Consider the following 16,327-nt stretch of genomic DNA (forward strand, 5'->3'; position numbering starts at 1 on the left):
TGAGCCCGGTAACTTCATCCGATCCGTTCGTGCGGAGCGAAGTCGAGCTGCCCCGTGGGGGGCTCCGCCTTCGACCACCTCCGACCCGGACGGAGCCAGACGGGAGCCGCTGGCACTTACCGTCCCGGCGCCACGAACTCGCGCAGATAGGAGTTGCTCGGCGACAGGATGATCGACGTCGCACCCTTCTCGTCGGTCGAACCGTCCGCCCCGAACGTCCGCCGGTACGACTGCATCGCCCGGTAGAAATCGTAGAAGCCGGCATCCTTGCCGAAACTCTCGGCATAGATGCGCGACGCCTCCGCATCCGCATCCGCCTGCACGATCCGCGCCTGCCGCTGACCCTCGGCGGCGATCGTGATAGCCTCCTGCTGGCGCGCGGTCTGCATCCGGCGGAGCGCCGAATCCAGCGGCGTGCCCTCCGGCAATTCGGCCTGCTTGATGCGGACGTCGACGATCTCGACGCCATACTGGCGCGCGCGGCGATCGAGACCGCGCTGGATCGAATCCATCACCTCGCCGCGCTCCGGCGTCAGCAGCGTCGCGAACCGGACCTTGCCCAGTTCGTTGCGCAGCGTCGACCCGAACTGCGGGCGCAACTGGTTGGCGACGCCTTCCTCACTGCCCGCCGTCGCCAGCATCAGTCGGGGATCGACCACGCGAAACCGCGCGAACGCATCGACGTTCAGCCGCAACTGGTCGGTCGACAGCACCTGCGTGTTCTCGAGATCGAGATCGAGGACGCGCTTGTCGACCCATGTGATGCGGTCGAGGAACGGCACCCGCGCGATCAGGCCGGCACCCGACGATCCGATCGGCTGGCTCGCCTGATATTTGTTCACCACCCGGATGGGCTGGGCGAGGCGGTAAACGACCGCCTGCTGCGTCTCCGGCACGATCGCGAAGGTCGCGGCGGCGAGAATCACCAGCACCAGCGCCAGGATGCCGATCGTGACAGGGTTCTTCAACAGACCGTTCACTGTGCCGCTCCCGTCGTCGCCGCGGGCTGGGCCGGTGCCGGTGCCGGCGCTGCGGCCGCCGCCGGCGGCGGCATGCGCGTCGCGCCCGGCACCTGCAGGTACGGCACCGTCCCGCCCGGCTCCACGATCGTCTTGTTCGACTTCGCCAGCACGTCCTCCATCGTCTCGTAATACATGCGCCGGCGCGTCACCTCGGGGGCCAGCTTGTACTGGGCATAGACGCGGTCGAACGCCGCCGCCTCGCCCTGCGCCCGCGCGATCACCTGCTGCGCATAGGCGCGGCTGCGGTTGACCGCCGCGACCGCCTCCTGCTGCGCCGCCGTGACCTTGTTGAAATCGTCGACGATCTGCTGCGGCGCGCTGGCACGGTTGATCGACACGCTCTGGATGCGGACGCCCGCGCGATAGCTGTTGAGGATCGACTGCGTCAGTTCGCTCACCTCCGCCTCGATCGTGGTCCGGCCACGGCCCAGCGCCTGATCCAGCGTCGTGTTCGCGATCACCGCGCGCATCGCGCTCTCGGCGGCGGCGCGCACCGTCTCCTCCGGCTCGCGCAGCTGAAACACGTACTCGCTCGGATTGGCGATGTTCCAGCGGACCGAATAGGTCAGGTCGACGATGTTCTGGTCCTTGGTCAGCGCCAGGTTGACGCCGTCGCCGCGCGGAAAGTTCTCGGTGCGGAACCCCTGCACGTTCACCGTCTGCACGCGCGCGATCGGCGCGGGCGGGGTGATCTGCACGCCCGGCTGCAACGTCCCGGCATAACGGCCGAAATAGGTCACGACGCCGCGTTCCTGCGGCGCGATCTGGTGGAACGACGTGAAGACCAGCCAGATCAGAACCAGGATACCCGCACCGATCGCCCACAGCATCCGCGCATTGGGTCCGGTCGGCAGTCCGGAGAAACCGCCGCCGCCGCCCCCGCCGCCACCGGCGTTGCGCGCCTTCTTCAGGAACTCGTCCAGGGCCGTCGGGCGCGGTCCGCTGCCACCCGCCGGTTTCCGCCCGCCCGGCGGCAACGACCACGGATTGCGCGGCCCCCCGCCATTATTGTCCCCGCCGCCCCACGGGCCCTTCGGAGTTTCAGCGGCGAGGACGATAGGGCGCTTGCGCCAGCGCGGCAGGATGCTCATCCCTCCTCTATAGGAAGACGTTCCGACGAAAAACAGTGGCAAGCGCCCTGTCCGGCCCTATCTGCCGCGTCGCATGACCATCTATGATACGGCAGAGGCGGCGGTGGCCGCGATCGCGGGCGACCGTGCCACCCTTCGCATGGACGGCGCACGCGCCGGCGTCATCCTCGACGCGACCGGCCTCGACGCGCCCGAACGCGACGCGATGGAGGTCGCGCTCCGCACCGCGCTGACCGGCCGGCCGGGGATCGCCGAGGTTCGGGTCGTCGCCACCGCCGAACGCTCCGCCCGCGCGCTGATCGCCGTCGCCAGCGGCAAGGGCGGGGTCGGCAAGTCGACCATCGCGGCCAACCTCGCCATCGCGCTGTCGCGCGCCGGTCGCCGCGTCGGGATGGTCGACGCCGACATCTACGGCCCCTCGCAACCGCGCCTGCTGGGTGTCGAGGGCACCCGCCCCGAGGCGCTCGACAAGCAGCTCATCCCCGTCCTCACCCCCTACGGCGTTCCCCTGCTGTCGATGGGCCAGCTCGTCGAACCCGGCCGCGCGATCGCGTGGCGCGGGCCGATGGCGGCGGGGGCGCTGGGGCAGCTGGTGGAGGGCGCGTGGGGTCGCGCCGATACGCTCGTCCTCGACCTGCCGCCCGGCACCGGCGACGTGCAGTTGACGATGGTCCAGAAATACCGCCCCGCCGGCGCGGTGATCGTGTCGACGCCACAGGACCTGTCGCTGATCGACGCCACCCGCGCGATCGACCTGTTTCAGAAGGCGGGCATCCCGATCATCGGCCTGATCGAGAACATGGCCGGCTATATCTGCCCGCACTGCCACGAGATTTCCGACCCGTTCGGCCTCGGCGGCGCGGAGGCGGCGGCACTCGATCTCGGCATCCCGTTCCTCGGCCGCATCCCCCTGACCGGATCGATCCGCGCCGCCAGCGATGCCGGTCGCCCGCCTGCTGCGGAAGCCGGGGACCATGTCTTCGCGCCCATCGCCGCGACGGTGGACGCGTGGTTGCGGCAACCGCCAGCCGCCACGCCGCGTTGAGCGCGCAGCACAGGAGTTCCGACATGCCGCTCACCACCGATGCCGAGATCAGGGACCTGCTCGAATCGGCCCGTACGATTGCCCTCGTCGGCGCGTCGGATCGCCCCAACCGGCCGTCCTACGGCGTCATGGCCGCACTCCAGCGCCACGGATATCGCGTCATCCCGGTCAATCCGCAGATTACCGGCGAGCATGTCCATGGCGAGTTCGTCTTCCGCGACCTCGCGCAGCTTGGCGACCCGATCGACATCGTCGACATCTTCCGCAATTCGGACGCCGCCGCCGAAGTCGTCGATCAGGCCATCGCCGTCGGTGCGAAGGCGGTGTGGATGCAGCTCGGCGTCGTCAATCAGGCCGCTGCCGCCCGCGCCGAAGCCGCCGGGCTGAAGGTGGTGATGGACCGCTGCCCCGCGATCGACATCCCCCGGCTGGGCGTCGCGCGCCCCGCCTGACGCTCTAACCTGACGCTTTACGGAACGCATCCGAACGGGCAGGCTCCCCGCTTCCGACCGGAGCGCACCCGATGAGTCTCGCCGCGATCATCCTCTCGCTTCAGGCGACTGCACCCGCGGCGGCGCCCGAACGCTTCTCGATCCTCGCTCCCGTCCCGACGGAGGCGTGCAAGCGCCAGCCGCTGCCGACCCCCGAAGAGGTCGTGGTCTGCGCCACCGTCACCCCGACCCAGCGTCTGCCCCTGCCCGCGGAACGCGGCCCGCCCGACCGGCCGACCCCGATCAACCCCTATCTGCGTCCAGACGTCGCGATGAACGCCGCCGCCGCCCCCTGCGCCACCGTTCAGGGCGGCTGCCAGACCGGCGTCGACATGATCGGCGGCGGCGTCGCTGCGGTCCGGCTGCTCGGCAAGCTCATCGACCCGAACAGCTGCTGCGACGAACCGGGTCAGGCCACCAATCCCGTCGGCCTCGTCCGCGACATCGCCGGCAGCCTCAAGGGCAAGAAGAAGACCGACAAATCCAACCGCGTCGCCATCCCCCTCGAAGACCCGCCGGTGCCGCGGGTCAGCGGAACGGTTCCGGCGACGCCCTGAATCACGTCTGCTCTGCTTCGCCCTAGCCCAGAATATGCATCCACAACGGCGCACCGGCCACGCTGGGCGATCCGCGCAGCCGCTCCAGCGCCTGCGCCACGCTCCGCTCCGGTCCCTCGTGCGTGACGATCGCGACCAGCACATGGCCCTCCGCGGTCGCGCCGCGCTGGATCAGGCTCTCGATCGACACGCCCGCATCCCGCATCGCCGCCGCGATCTCGGCCAGCACGCCGACGCGGTCCTCGACCAGAAAGCGCAGATACGCACGCCCGCGTCGCTCGCCCGCATCGGCGACGTCGGCCGCCACCAGCGATGCCGCCGGCATCGCGAACGGCGGGCCATATTCGCCGCGCGCGATATCGATCAGGTCGGCGACCACCGCGCTCGCGGTCGGTCCCTCGCCGGCCCCCGCACCCTGAAACAGCAGGCGGCCGACGAAATTGCCCTCCGCCACGACCGCGTTGGTCGATCCGGTGACGTGCGCCAGCGGGTGATCGATCGGCACCAGATGCGGATGCACGCGCTGGAACAGCCCCGCCTTGCCCGCCTCCGCCAGCCCGACCAGCCGCACGCGATAGCCCAGCGCCGCCGCCTCCGCGATATCCGCACCCAGCACGTGCCGGATGCCAGTCGCCGCGACATGGTCGAACGCCGGCTGCGTCCCGAATGCCAGACTGGCGAGGATCGACAATTTGTGCGCGGCGTCGATGCCGTCGATGTCGAATGTCGGGTCCGCCTCGGCGAAGCCCAGCGCCTGCGCCTCCGCCAGCACCTCCGCGAAATCGCGACCCTCGGCTTCCATCTTCGACAGGATGAAATTGCAGGTGCCGTTCAGGATCCCGTAGACGCGACCGATCTCGTTCGCCGCCGCACCCTCGCGCAGGCCCTTGATGACCGGGATGCCGCCGGCCACCGCCGCCTCGAACTTCAGCGCCGCGCCCGCCGCTTCCGCCGCCTGCGCCAGTTCCAGCCCGTGATGCGCCAGCATCGCCTTGTTGGCGGTCACGATATGCCGCCCCTTCGCCAGCGTCGCGCGCGCCAGCGTCAGCGCCGGCCCGTCCGATCCGCCGATCAGCTCCACCACCGCGTCGACATCCGCCTGCTGCGCCAGCGCGCTGGTGTCGTCGACCCACCGGAAGCGGGACAGGTCGATTCCGCGATCCTTGCTGCGATCGCGCGCGGACACCGCGACGACTTCGATCGGCCGCCCGGCGCGGCGCATAATCAGGTCGCGATTGGCGTCCAGCAGCTTGACGACCCCGCCACCCACCGTCCCCAGCCCGGCCAATGCCACCCGCAACGCGTCCGCCATGTCGTTCCCCTTGAATCGCCGCCGCGCCTAAAGCGTCGGGGGGAAAGTGTCGAGGAGCGTGCGTGGCGTACCCCCATTCCTCCCCTGCAAGGGGAGGTGGCAGCCCGCAGGGCTGACGGAGGGGTGACACGGCCAGCGTTGACACCCCTCCGGCGGTGCGCGCCACCTCCCCTTGCAGGGGAGGAACATCTGAAACCCTACGAACGCAAAGCGACACCACACCGGATTTGACGGTCCTACACGCACGCGACATGATATTCCCCCGTCCAGGTCACTCGGCGGTCACGTCGCACTTACCCCCAGCCGTAGACGCCATACGAACGCGAAGGTCACTCTCCTGCCCCACCCCGCCCGATCCGAAGACCGCGTCTACGCCGCTCCATGCAACGTGGAGCCACCCTCCGGTCGCCTCCACGTCCTCCACTTCGGCCTGAGCGGACACCCCGTGAACGCCTCCACTTCGCCCTCGATCCCGACAGGACAGGCATGACCCACACCGCCGCAACCGGCTCCCCCCCGGCGACACCGATGCGCGAACTCACCGTTCGCGGCATCGCGCTCGGCGGCATCATCACGCTGCTGTTCACCGCCGCGAACGTGTATCTCGGGCTGAAAGTCGGGCTGACCTTCGCCACCTCGATCCCCGCCGCGGTGATCTCGATGGCGATCCTGCGCTATCTGCCCGGCGCGACCATTCTCGAAAACAACATCGTCCAGACCGTCGCGTCGGCGGCGGGCACGCTGGCGGCGATCATCTTCGTCCTGCCCGGCCTCGTCATGATCGGCTGGTGGCAAGGCTTTCCCTATCTGACGACGGCGGCGATCACCGCGTTCGGGGGCATTCTCGGCGTCATGTTCTCCGTGCCGCTGCGCCGCGCCCTCGTCCTCGATACGCCTCTCCCCTATCCCGAGGGCCGCGCCGCCGCCGAGGTGCTCAAGGTCGGCGCCGGAAGCCGCGAAGGTGCCGCCGAAAGCGCCCGCGGCCTGTGGGTGATCGTGTGGAGCGCGCTCGTCTCCGCGGGCTTCGCGATCCTGACCCAGACCCGCCTCGTCGCCGCCGAGGCCGCCCTGTGGTTCCGCGCCGGCAGCGGCGCGACCGGCATCGCCGGCGGTCTGTCGTTCGCGCTGATCGGCGCCGGCCATCTCGTCGGCCTGTCGGTCGGCCTCGCCATGTTCGTCGGCATCATCGTCGGCTGGTGGATCGTCCTGCCGATCCTCACCGCCGCCGCGCCGATGCCCGCCGCCGATGTCGCGACCTGGGCCGGCACCGTGTTCCGCAGCGACGTGCGCTTCTTCGGCGCGGGCGTGATCGGCGTCGCCGCGATCTGGACGCTGGCGAAGATCATCGGCCCGGTCGTGGGCGGCGTCCGCTCCGCCCTCGCCGCGTCGCAGGCCAAGCGCGGCGGCGCGATCGTCGACGTGACGGAACGCGACCTGCCGATCGGCCTCGTCTTCCTCGTCTCGATCGGCATGCTGGTGCCGATCGGCATCCTGCTCTGGACGGTCATCGCCGGCGGACCGCTCGCCGGCTCGGCGGTGCCGCTGATCGCCGGCGCGCTGGTGTTCGTGCTGGTCATCGGCCTCGTGATCGCCGCCGTCTGCGGTTACATGGCGGGCCTGATCGGCGCGTCGAACAGCCCGGTGTCCGGCATCGGCATCCTGTCGGTCCTCGCCGCCAGCCTGATGCTCGTCGGCCTGTTCGGGCGCGGCACGCCGCCCGAAACCACGCAGGCGCTGGTTGCCTATGCGCTGATCGTCACCGGCATCGTCTTCGGCGTCGCGACCATCTCCAACGACAATCTTCAGGACCTGAAGACCGGCCAGCTCGTCGGCGCGACCCCGTGGAAGCAGCAGGTGGCGCTGGTCTTCGGCGTCATCTTCGGATCGATCGTCGTGCCGCCGGTGCTGAACCTGCTCGGCAGCACGCTCGGCTTCGTCGGCGCGCCCGGGGCCGGCCCGAACGCGCTCGCCGCCCCCCAGGCCGCGCTGATCTCCGCGCTCGCGAAGGGTGTGCTGGGCGGCGATCTCAACTGGGCGATGATCGGCTGGGGCGCGCTGGCAGGCGCGATCATGGTCGGGGTCGACGAACTGCTCGGCCGCGCCGGCCGCCTGCGCCTGCCCCCGCTCGGCATCGGCCTCGGCGTCTACCTGCCGATGACGGTGACGTTGCCGGTGGTGCTCGGCGCGGTGATCGGCGCGATCTACGACCGCTGGGCGAAGCGGCAGCGCGATCCTGAGGCGGCGGAGCGGTTCGGCGTCCTCGCCGCGACGGGCATGATCGTCGGCGAAAGCCTGTGGGGCGTGGCCTTTGCCGGCCTCGTCTACGCGACCAACTCGGATGCCCCGCTGGCGATCGTCGGGGCGGCATGGGAGCCCGTCGCCCTGATCGGCGGCACGATCCTGTTCCTCGCGCTCGTCGCCCTCCTCTACCGCTACGCGCGGCGGGTGGCGGCGGCGTAGAGCGTCACCGCTCGCAGCGTTTGCCGGTTTCCTTGCACAATTGCGCCGCGACCGTCTTCTTCAGGTCCATCTCGCCCAGCGTCTGCATCGCCTGCACGATCGCGGCGGGTTCGGTCTGGCGGAGACGTTTCGTCTCCGGCATCTCGGCGTTGCGCACCAGCACGCGCAGATCGGCGACCGTCAGCTTCGCGGCATAGGCATGGCCCAGCGCATCGATCAGCTTCGCCCGCCCCCGTGCCCCTTCCGCATGGCCGATCGCGAACAACCGCTCGCGCTCGGCCGGCGTCAGGTCCGGCTTCTCGCCCGCGAGTTCGGTCAGGTCCGTCTCGACCAGCATCGGGATCATCGTCGCCAGTCCACCCGCCGCCGCCAGCCGCCGCCCGAGCGTTTCCGCCTCCACCGACGGCACCGCGACCTGCAACAGCAACGCCAGCAGCATCACATCCGCTCCAGCAGGTCCCCGATCGCCACGAACGCGAAGCCGATCGAACTGTCCGCGATCCCGTACGGCAGGAACAGCGTGTCGCCATGCCGGATCGCTCCGCACGAATAGACGACGTTCGGCACGTACCCCTCGCGGTCCTGATCCTTCGCCGCGAGCAACGGCTCGGACGTGCGGCCGATCACCCTGGACGGATCGTTCTTGTCCAGCAGCACCGCGCCGATCGAATATTTCCGCATCGCGCCGACCCCGTGGGTCAGCAGCAGCCAGCCCTCGTCCAGCTCGATCGGCGGACCGCAATTGCCGATCTGCACCAGCTCCCACGGATATTCGGGCACGAGGATTTTCGCGCCATCTTCCCAATGGGTCAGGTCGTCCGACTTCAGCAGGAACAGGTTTTCGCCGTCCGACCGGCCGATCATCATATACTGGCCATCGACCTTGCGCGGGAACAGCGCCATGCCCTTGTTCCGCGCCGCGCCGCCGGTCATCGGCACCAGATCGAACGCCCGGAAATCGCGTGTCCGCATCAGCTCCGACTGGATCTGCGAGCCGTTATAGGCGGTGTAGGTGCCGATCCACTCGAACGTGCCGTCCTCGTGCTGGAACCGCACGATGCGCAGATCCTCCAGCCCCTTCGACTGCGCCGCCGTGATCGGAAAGATGACCGTCCCCGACAATGTGGAGTCGCGGTGGCGGTACACCGTCACCGGCCCCTCGGGCATCTCCTCGCGATCGCTGCCGACGGCGTCGGTCGCGGTCGCGAACGGTGGCTCCGGCGCGAGTTGCAGTTCGTGCCGGTCGGTGATGATCCCCTCGCGGAACGCCACCGAGGAAATATGGCCCTCGCCCACCGCGCGCATCGACATCAGGATGCGCAAGCTACCCGGCGGCATCCCCGACTGGTCGAAATGCGGCACCGCGCTGGGGTTCATCAGCGCCGCGGCGGCATAGCTGTACTCATGACAGAAATACGCGCCGATCAGCTGCCGCTTCTCGTCGCCGATCTCGCTGCCGTCCAGACCGAGCATCTCCTCGATCTCGTCGTAGCGCGTCATGAACACGCGCCGTGTCTGCCAGTGCCGCGCCTCGAAGTCCTTGAGGACGACCTCCAGCTCCTCGCGCGCCTGGGCACCATCCATGCCCAGCACCTCGGCGACGAGCCGTTCGGTCCGGCTGGGGGCCGCGCCGTTGCCGCCGCTCCAGGCGATATGGAAAGGCCGCACCACCACGCGCGACGGATCGGCGTGCAGGCGCATTTCGTGAGTGAACAGGTTCATGCGGTTCCGGACCCTCGCTGCCGGCAGACGATGGTCACCACGCCGGCCGTTCCCGAAGGTCCGGCCTCACGCGGCGGCGAGCGTCGTCCCTGCCACGTCGGCCCGTGGCTGCGATAGCCCCCAAATCGCACAACTCGCCAGTTGCAAAGCCAGGATCGACTCCGCACCCTGATTGCGGTTGAGCCCGGTCGGCATCAGGCCGTCGAAACACCCGCCGTCCGCCGCCGTCGCCAGCGGCAGATCGAGGTCGTTCAATCCCATGAACCAGCCATAGGCGCGCTCTGCTTCGGCCACCCAGCGACGGTCCCCCGTCGCCTCGAAGGCGGAGACACACGCCTCGACCGTCGCCTGCGCCTCCAGCGGCTGCTGGTCGAACTGCAACGGCTCGGCATAGGGCCGAAAGAAGCTTTCGGTGCCCACTGCGCGGAAACGGCCTTCGGGCGACGTCTGCTTGCCACAGATCCAGTCGAGCGTCGCGAGCCCGCATTGCAGCAGATCGTCGCGACCCAGTGCCCGGCCGGCCCGGATCAACGCTTCCGGCAGGCGGGCATTGTCATACGCCAGCACGATCTCGAACCACTGCCATTCCGGCCGTCGCGCTTCTTCGAGCAGGCTCAGCAACGACGCCGAATGCTGCGTCAGAATCTCCAGCGACAGAACGTGGCCCGGCTTCGCATCGAGGATCGCCGCCGCACCCAGCATCGCGAACGCCTGCGCCCGCAAAGACCCGAGTTCCAGCGCCAGACTGGCGGTGGAATCGAACATCGCTCCCGCCCAGTCGCGATGCTTCGCCTCCTTCGCATCGCGCGCGACCATGCCGAGCGCCCACAGGGTCCGGCCGTTCGAATCCTCCGACCCCACGTCCTCGCACCACCCGCGGTCGAACCGCATGAAGTTGCGGAAGCGACGCCTGTCCGGGTTCCACGCATACTGGACGAAGGACGCATAGATCGTCGTCCACTTGTCGCGCAGCACCGGGTCCAGTTCCGGCATCCCGCTGACCAGGATCAGCGCACGGGCATTGTCGTCGATGCAATATCCGTGGCGGCGATCCGGCACGGAATAGATCGAATGCTGCAACATACCCGTCGCATCGCTCATTCGTTCGACGGCGGCGAAATCGGGGGCGATGGCGCGAAAGGAAGGCGTGGACTTCACGATACGCTCGGGACGATGAGCGACGGCGCGGTCGGTTTCGGCCAGCATCGCCTCGGCCAGACGCGGCCAGATCATCGTCCGGCCACGCGCATAGGCACGTTCCGCCAGTCGCTTGCGGTCGCGCTCGTTCGACAGCAGCCGGTCCATCTCCCGCGCGAACGCCGCGACATCCTTGAAATCGACCAGCACGCCGTGCCCGTCCGCGAGGATCTCGGTCGCATGCACGTAGGGCGTGGAAATCACCGCCTTGCCGACGCCCACGGCATAGGACAGCGTCCCGCTCGTGATCTGCGCCGGGTTGAGATACGGCGTGGCATAGATATCCGCCGCCTCCAGATAGCTGATGAGCTCGTCATGCTCGACGAAGCCGTCGACGAATGCGACATTGTCGCTGACGCCCTTCTCGGCCGCGAGCGCCTTCAACCGGTCGCGATACTTCTCGCCTTCATGCGCGACGAGGTTCGGGTGTGTGGCGCCCAACACCACGTAGAGCAGGTCCGGGTGCTTCTCCGCAACCGCCGGCAGCGCCTCGATGATCGTCTCGATGCCCTTGTTCGGCGCGAGCAGGCCGAACGTCAGCACGACCGGCCGCCCCTCCCAGCCGAACTTGCCCTTGCGCGACGCCGGATCGATCAGATCGCGATCGGGAACCCCGTGCGGTATCATCGTGATCTGGCGCGGATTGGCGCCATAGACGCGCTTCAGGATGTCGCGCCCGCGCTCGGCCATCACGATGACGCGCGACGCGCGGCGCAACAGCCCCTCCATCACGCGCCGTTCGTCCGGGCTCGGCTTCTCCAGCACCGTATGCAGCGTCACGATCAGCGGCAATGTCGTGCGATCGAGCAGCGCGAGGATATGCTCTCCCGCCGGGCCCCCATAGATGCCGTATTCGTGCTGGAGCCAGATCGCCTGCGCCCCGCTCGACTCGACGATGCGCGCCGTGTCGATATAGGCGGAGAGTTCATTCTGCGGGATCGCGCCGGTCACGGCGTCGGGGTAATCGTAGCGGCCGGGGTGATCGTCCATCGCGTACACATCGAGGGCGACGTCGGGAAAGCGTTCGCGGACAGCGGTGTAGACGTCGGTCGTGAACGTCGCCAATCCACATTGCCGCGGCAGGAAATTGCCGATCATGACGAGATGATCGATCGTGGCCGCGACTGCTTCTACCATCGTAATTCCCTCGCTAGGTGCATCGGCGACTCCCGGTCTGCCCGTTACAACTGGCATAAACCATTCATCTAAGGGAAAGTTTCGTGGAAGTCGCTGCAACGCAACAATAATATGCCGCGCTGCATTACGAAGCCGTCATCCGCGTCCCCGGTATGGCGCAACCCCCTGATCCGGTAGCCACAAATCCGCGGGCGGCGCAGCGGACTGCCAGAACACGTCGATCGGAATACCGCCGCGCGGATACCAGTAGCCGCCGATCCGCAGCCACATCGGCTTCATCTCGTAGAACAATCGCTCGCCGATCCCGACCGTGCAGTCCTCGTGAAAACCGGCATGGTTGCGAAAGCTGCCGAGGAACAGCTTGAGCGATTTCGACTCGACGATCGTCTCGCCGGGTACGTAATCGATGACGAGATGCGCGAAATCGGGCTGCCCCGTCACCGGACACAGGCTGGTGAACTCGGGGGCCGCGAACCGTATCAGATAGGTACGGCCGGGCCGCGGATTGGGAACATAGTCGAGCACCGCCGCTTCCGGGGATGCGGGCAGCGCGCTGGTCTGGCCGAGATGCTTGGGGGTCATGCCCCCGCACATAGGAAGATGATGGCCGCATGAAAACGCTCGTGCCGATCCTGGGCGATCAATTGTCGCCGGACATAGCCTCGCTCCGCGAACGGGACCCGGCCGACACTGTCGTGCTGATGGTCGAGGTGGCGGAGGAGACGACCTATGTCCGTCACCACAAACAGAAGCTCGCCTATATCCTGTCGGCGATGCGCCACCACGCCGGCGCGCTGCGCGCGGCCGGCTGGACGGTCGACTACACGCCGCTCGACGACCCGGACAACGCCGGCAGCTTCACCGGTGAACTCGCCCGCGCGATCCAGCGTCATTCGCCCGACCGCATCGCCGTGACGGAAGCCGGCGAGTGGCGCGTCCGCGCGATGATCGACGGGTGGGAGACGATCTTCGGCATCCCGGTCGCGATCCACGCCGACGACCGCTTCGTCGCCACCCATGCCGAGTTCGATGACTGGGCGGAGGGTCGCCGCGAACTGACCATGGAATTCTTCTATCGCGGCATGCGCCGCAAGACCGGGCTGCTCATGGACGGGGCGAAGCCGGCCGGGGGGCGCTGGAACTTCGACAAGGACAATCGCAAGCCGGCGAAGGCCGACCTGCTGATGCCCCGCCCCCTCGCCTTCGCGCCCGACGCGATCACGCAGGACGTGATCGCGATGGTCGCGGACCGCTTCCCCGATCATCCCGGCTCGCTGGACGGCTTCGACTGGGCGGTCACCGCCGCCGATGCCGGGCGTCAGGCGGATATGTTCTTCCGCCACGCCCTGCCGCAATTCGGTGACTACGAGGATGCGATGCTGACCGGCGAGCGCCACCTCTGGCACTCGATCCTGTCACCCTACATCAATTCCGGCCTGCTCGATCCGCTCGACCTCTGTCGCCGTGCGGAGGCGGAATATCGCGCCGGCCGCGCGCCGCTGAATTCGGTCGAGGGCTATGTCCGCCAGATCATCGGCTGGCGCGAATATATGCGCGGCATCTACTGGCGGGAGGGTCCGGATTACGTCGACCGCAACCACCTCGATCATCACCGTCCCCTGCCCGGCTGGTACTGGACCGGCGAGACCGACATGCACTGTCTGCGCGAGTCGATCGGCCAGACGCTGGCCACCGCGCACGCCCACCACATCCAGCGGCTGATGGTGACCGGCAATTTCGCGCTGCTGATCGGTGCCGATCCGAAGGCGGTGCACCTCTGGTATCTGGAGGTCTATGTCGACGCATACGAATGGGTCGAGCTGCCCAACACGCTGGGCATGAGCCAGTTCGGCGACGGCGGCCTCGTCGGGTCGAAACCCTATGTCTCGTCGGGTGCGTATATCGACCGGATGTCCGATTATTGCCGTCATTGTCGCTACGACGTGAAGCAGCGGGTCGGGCCGGATGCGTGCCCGTTCAACGCCTTGTACTGGGACTTCCTCGTCCGCCACCGCGAGACGCTGGGCCGCAATCCGCGCCTCGCCATGCCGTACCGCACCTGGGACAAACAGCCCGCCGACGCGCAGGCGGCCACCCGCGCTCAGGCCACCACCTTCCTCGACGCCCTCGACGCCGGTGGTCCGCCCTACTGATGCCCCCAGCCTTCGACAAACCCACAGCCTTCGACAAACCCCCCGACCTTCGACAAACCCCATCGCTATCCGCTAGAGGCGCGCGCATGGATTCCCTCGTCACGACCGAATGGCTCGCAGCATCGCTGGGCCAGCGCGATCTGCGGATCGCGGATGCCACCCTGCTCGACCCCTTGCTGGGGCGCGACGCCCGCATGGAGTTCGAGGCCGGTCATATCCCCGGCGCGGTATTCCTGGACCTCGCCGAACTGCGCGACACCGACTCGCCGCTCCCGAACACCCTGCCCGGCCCGGCCAGGATCGCCAGCCGGCTCGGCAGGCTCGGCCTGGGCGACGGTACCCGCATCGTCCTCTACGACGACGCCCCGTGGAAAAGCGCGGCGCGCGCGTGGTGGCTGATCCGCGGCTACGGCATCGGTAGCGTCGCGATCCTCGACGGCGGCCTCGCGACATGGCGGGCCGAGGGTCGCCCGCTCGACACTGGGCCCCATGTCGCGACACCCCGCCACGCCACGCCCGAATGGAACGAGGCACGGCTGCGCACCCTCGCGCAGATGAAGGGCAACCTAGCGAGTGGTGCGGAACAGGTGATCGACGCCCGCAGCGCGGCGCGCTTCACCGGCGACGAGCCCGATCCGCACGGCGCCGCCCCCGGCCACATCCCGGGTGCCCGCAACCTGCCCTATCCGCGCCTGTTCCACGCGGACGGCACGTGGAAGCGCGGCGGCGACCTGTCGGCGGCGTTCGAGGACGCCGGCGTCGATCTCGATGCACCGATGACGATGACCTGCGGCTCCGGCGTCACCGCCGCCGTGCTCGCGTTCGGCGCGCACCTGCTCGGTCGCGAGGCATCACTCTACGACGGCAGCTGGACCGAATGGGGCAGCGATCCCTCCACCCTGAAAGCGACGGGCGAACCGGCATGAACGACCGCGACGATACCAAGCCTGCGACCAAGGTCGTCACCGCCGGCCGCCGCAAGGAATGGACCGCCGGCATCGTCAACCCGCCCATCTGGCGCGCCTCCACGATCCTCTACGACGATGTCGCGCAACTGCGCGCCGCGGCGGGGCGCGATACGCATCACCGCCTGTTCTATGGCCGGCGCGGCACCCCGACCCAATGGTCGCTCGCCGACGCGCTGACCGAACTGGAACCCGGCGCGGAAGGGACCTTCCTCTACCCGTCCGGCGTCGCCGCGATCGCCGCCGCGCTGCTCGCGATCCTCTCGCCCGGCGACGAGCTGCTGCTGGTCGACAGCGCCTATGATCCCACTCGCGGGCTGGCGACCGGCCTGCTCAAACGGTTCGGGATCACGACCCGCTTCTACGACCCGATGATCGGCGCGGGCATCGCCGACCTGATCGGCCCGACCACGCGCGCGATCTTCATGGAAAGCCCCGGCAGCCTGACCTTCGAGGTTCAGGATATTCCCGCGATCGTCGCCGTCGCCAGGGCGCACGGCATCGCTACGCTGCTCGACAACACCTGGGCCACGCCGCTGTTCTTCCCCGCCATCGCGCGCGGCATCGACTATACGATCCTCGCCTGCACCAAATATGTCGTCGGCCATTCCGACGCGATGCTCGGCTCCGTCACCGCCGGTCCCGGCTGCTTCGCCGCCCTGCGCGACACCAGCTTCCATCTCGGCCAGCACGTCGCGCCCGACGACGCGTTCCTCGGCAGCCGCGGCCTCCGCACGATGGCGGTGCGCCTGCGCCAGCATCAGGAGAGCGCGCTGACGATCGCCCGTTGGCTCGATGCCCGACCGGAGGTGTCGGCCGTCCATCATCCCGCCCTGCCGGGCTGCCCCGGCCACGAGCAGTTCAAGCGTGACTTCACCGGCTCCAGCGGCCTGTTCTCGCTCGCGCTGGCGGCCGGCAGCGACGATGCCCGCACCACCTTCATCGACACGCTCGACCTGTTCGGGATCGGCTATAGCTGGGGCGGTTACGAGAGCCTCGCGATTCCGATCGACCCGCAACGCCATCGCAGCGTCACCACGCGCGACGACGCCGGCCTGCTCGTACGCCTCCAGATCGGGCTGGAGGATGTCGGCGACCTGATCGCCGATCTCGATCGCGCGTTCGCTGCATGGCGGGTGGTGACCGGCGCATAGATGCTGTCCCGGCTGTTGCGA

General features: G+C 68.6%; 14 protein-coding genes. 7 read left to right on the top strand and 7 right to left on the bottom strand.

From position 1 onward, the window contains the following. Positions 1 to 116: 116 nt before the first annotated feature. Together hflC and hflK are read right to left on the bottom strand one after the other, a co-directional pair. On the bottom strand, positions 117 to 980 hold the full coding sequence (hflC, locus tag ASG07_RS09680; RefSeq protein ID WP_055845204.1) for a protease modulator HflC: 864 nt from the start codon (positions 978 to 980) through the stop codon (positions 117 to 119). Continuing rightward, positions 977 to 2,113, bottom strand: a complete 1,137-nt coding sequence (gene hflK, locus ASG07_RS09685; protein ID WP_055845207.1) for a protease modulator HflK — start codon at positions 2,111 to 2,113, stop codon at positions 977 to 979. The genes hflC and hflK overlap by 4 nt, the downstream gene beginning before the upstream one ends. Before the next feature lie 73 nt (positions 2,114 to 2,186). Between hflK and ASG07_RS09690 the strand changes: the two genes are divergently transcribed. The 3 genes from ASG07_RS09690 (at position 2,187) to ASG07_RS09700 (ending at position 4,206) form a co-directional block, all read left to right on the top strand. Next, positions 2,187 to 3,158 carry an Mrp/NBP35 family ATP-binding protein gene (locus ASG07_RS09690; protein WP_055845210.1) on the top strand — a complete coding sequence of 324 codons (972 nt, stop codon included), beginning with the start codon at positions 2,187 to 2,189 and terminating at the stop codon, positions 3,156 to 3,158. 23 nt (positions 3,159 to 3,181) lie between these two features. Next, complete coding sequence (locus ASG07_RS09695; RefSeq protein ID WP_055845212.1) at positions 3,182 to 3,610, top strand: CoA-binding protein; 429 nt, start codon at positions 3,182 to 3,184, stop codon at positions 3,608 to 3,610. A 71-nt stretch (positions 3,611 to 3,681) separates the two neighbouring features. Next, positions 3,682 to 4,206, top strand: a complete 525-nt coding sequence (locus ASG07_RS09700; RefSeq protein ID WP_055845214.1) for a hypothetical protein — start codon at positions 3,682 to 3,684, stop codon at positions 4,204 to 4,206. A 22-nt stretch (positions 4,207 to 4,228) separates the two neighbouring features. On the opposite strand, the gene ASG07_RS09705 is transcribed toward ASG07_RS09700, so the two are convergent. Further along, positions 4,229 to 5,518, bottom strand: a complete 1,290-nt coding sequence (locus ASG07_RS09705) for a homoserine dehydrogenase (protein WP_055845217.1) — start codon at positions 5,516 to 5,518, stop codon at positions 4,229 to 4,231. A 486-nt stretch (positions 5,519 to 6,004) separates the two neighbouring features. Between ASG07_RS09705 and ASG07_RS09710 the strand changes: the two genes are divergently transcribed. Next, a complete protein-coding gene (locus ASG07_RS09710; RefSeq protein WP_055845221.1) occupies positions 6,005 to 7,978 on the top strand; it encodes an OPT family oligopeptide transporter in 1,974 nt (657 codons plus the stop codon). Between the two features lie 4 nt (positions 7,979 to 7,982). Here the strand turns inward: ASG07_RS09710 and ASG07_RS09715 are convergent, their stop codons facing one another. The 4 genes from ASG07_RS09715 to queF all read right to left on the bottom strand — a co-directional run bounded on the left by ASG07_RS09715 (position 7,983) and on the right by queF (position 12,616). After that, positions 7,983 to 8,417: a hypothetical protein gene (locus ASG07_RS09715; RefSeq protein ID WP_055845224.1), complete on the bottom strand. Its 435-nt coding sequence runs from the start codon at positions 8,415 to 8,417 to the stop codon at positions 7,983 to 7,985. Continuing rightward, positions 8,417 to 9,700, bottom strand: coding sequence for a glycoside hydrolase family 130 protein (locus tag ASG07_RS09720; protein WP_055845227.1), 1,284 nt, complete (start codon positions 9,698 to 9,700; stop codon positions 8,417 to 8,419). The genes ASG07_RS09715 and ASG07_RS09720 overlap by 1 nt, the downstream gene beginning before the upstream one ends. Positions 9,701 to 9,766: 66 nt before the next feature. Further along, positions 9,767 to 12,034, bottom strand: coding sequence for a glycosyltransferase family 4 protein (locus ASG07_RS09725; protein ID WP_055845232.1), 2,268 nt, complete (start codon positions 12,032 to 12,034; stop codon positions 9,767 to 9,769). Positions 12,035 to 12,169: 135 nt separating this feature from the next. Next, positions 12,170 to 12,616: a preQ(1) synthase gene (gene queF, locus ASG07_RS09730; protein ID WP_055845237.1), complete on the bottom strand. Its 447-nt coding sequence runs from the start codon at positions 12,614 to 12,616 to the stop codon at positions 12,170 to 12,172. Positions 12,617 to 12,645: 29 nt separating this feature from the next. On the opposite strand from queF, the gene ASG07_RS09735 reads away from it, so the two are divergent. From ASG07_RS09735 to metC, 3 genes are all read left to right on the top strand, one after another. Beyond that, entirely contained in the window at positions 12,646 to 14,187 is a 1,542-nt protein-coding gene (locus ASG07_RS09735) for a cryptochrome/photolyase family protein (protein ID WP_055845240.1), read from the top strand. Positions 14,188 to 14,273: 86 nt separating this feature from the next. After that, on the top strand, positions 14,274 to 15,113 hold the full coding sequence (locus tag ASG07_RS09740; RefSeq protein ID WP_055845245.1) for a sulfurtransferase: 840 nt from the start codon (positions 14,274 to 14,276) through the stop codon (positions 15,111 to 15,113). Then, positions 15,110 to 16,306 (top strand): cystathionine beta-lyase, encoded by a 1,197-nt coding sequence (metC, locus tag ASG07_RS09745; RefSeq protein ID WP_055845248.1) that lies wholly within the window; start codon positions 15,110 to 15,112, stop codon positions 16,304 to 16,306. Before ASG07_RS09740 ends, metC begins: the two co-directional genes overlap by 4 nt. Positions 16,307 to 16,327: the final 21 nt, after the last annotated feature.

The organism is Sphingomonas sp. Leaf343, assembly GCF_001423765.1.
In the GTDB taxonomy this organism is placed as follows: Bacteria; Pseudomonadota; Alphaproteobacteria; order Sphingomonadales; family Sphingomonadaceae; genus Sphingomonas.